Origin of the sequence: Nocardioides sp. Leaf374 (genome assembly GCF_916862475.1) — a bacterium.
Taxonomy (GTDB): domain Bacteria; phylum Actinomycetota; class Actinomycetes; order Propionibacteriales; family Nocardioidaceae; genus Nocardioides; species Nocardioides kribbensis.
Genome location: NZ_CAKASO010000084.1, coordinates 1 through 1363 on the forward strand (window position 1 = coordinate 1; position 1363 = coordinate 1363).

2 protein-coding genes are annotated in these 1363 nt (G+C 75.2%); both read right to left on the reverse strand.

Annotation, left to right across the window (positions count from 1 at the left end):
- Positions 1–25 precede the first annotated feature (25 nt).
- Positions 26–283: a zf-HC2 domain-containing protein gene (locus LPA27_RS19135; RefSeq protein ID WP_228943575.1), complete on the reverse strand. Its 258-nt coding sequence runs from the start codon at positions 281–283 to the stop codon at positions 26–28.
- Entirely contained in the window at positions 280–915 is a 636-nt protein-coding gene (sigE, locus tag LPA27_RS19140) for an RNA polymerase sigma factor SigE (RefSeq protein ID WP_228943577.1), read from the reverse strand. The genes LPA27_RS19135 and sigE overlap by 4 nt, the downstream gene beginning before the upstream one ends.
- Positions 916–1363 lie beyond the last annotated feature (448 nt).

Genomic DNA, 1363 nt, shown 5'->3' on the forward strand with positions numbered 1-1363 from the left:
TGGACCTGAGCGCCGTGACCGTGCGCTACCCCGGCGCAGCACGCGACGCCGTCAGCGGGCTCGACCTGCACGTCCCGAGGATGGAGCCCTTGAGCGCCGACGGCGCCGAGCCGGCCGGGTCGCCGGACAGTCCCGAGAGCCGGGTCTTGATCCAGCCCTCGCGCTCGACGAGGTCGCGGCAGGAGTGGCAGCTGTGCACGTGGGCCCAGGCGCGCTCCTCCTCCTCGCCCGACAGCTGGCCGTCGAGGAGGGCGCTGACGCGGGGGCCGAGGTGCCCGATCACCGCTGCGCCCCGCCGGAGACCTGCACCGCGACCGGCGGCGCGTCGGCGGCCGGACCGGAGTAGCGCAGGCGGCCGGCCGAGGGGGCGCGGTGGGACAGGGCGGTGCGGAGCATGGCGCGGCCGCGGTGGATGCGGGAGCGCACGGTGCCGAGCTTGGCGTCGAGGATCTGGGCGATCTCGTCGTAGGACAGGCCCTCGACGTCGCAGAGCACGACCGCCGCGCGGAAGTCGGGGGGCAGCGTGGCCAGGGCCCGCTCGATGTCGTCGTCGAACTGCTGGTCGGCGAAGGCCGCGTCGGGGGCCGGGGAGCTGCTGGTGAGCCGGTCGGCCCGCTCGTCGGAGAGGGCGTCGAAGCGGATCCGCTGCTTGCGACGCGCCTGGTCGAGGAAGAGGTTGGTGGTGATGCGGTGCAGCCAGCCCTCGAAGGTGCCGGGGGTGTAGGAGTCCAGAGAGCGGAAGACCCGCACGAAGACCTCCTGGGTGAGGTCCTCGGCGTCGTGGCGGTTGCCGGTGAGACGGTAGGCCAGGCGGTAGACGCGGTCGGAGTGGCGCTCGACCACCTCGTCCCAGCTCGGCACCTCCGGCGGCGCGCCGGACCCGACGACCGTGTCGTCGACCTGTCGAGCCTCCATCGCGGTCCCCTTCGACCTGAGCAGCATCGCGTCCTCCCCCACACCGTAGGGACCCTGTCTGAGGAAACCCTGTGAGCCGGTGCGCTTCGTGCCTCGCCCTGCTCAACGCGCTCGGGGGGCTGGGCGTTCCCGGCGCGGGTTTCACCAGCCGGCTGGCGAAACCCGCACCTGTCGGCCTACGCGTGGGCCGACAGGTGCGGGTCCGGGCCGACAGGTGTGACGGGTGGTGCCGGTGGTGCGGGCGGCGGGGCCGCCGTAGCCGGCCGGGGCCTGCGGGTACGGCCGGGCGGCGGACCCGGCCGGTACGGCGGGGCGGGGCCGGCCGGCGGCCGGGCGGCGGTACGGCCGGGCGGCCGGGCGGCGGGTACGGCCGGGTGGTGAGGTCGCTGGCGCGCTTGGTCTTGTGCAGCGCCAGCGACTGCCGGGCGTTGCTGGCCACGGTCTCCTG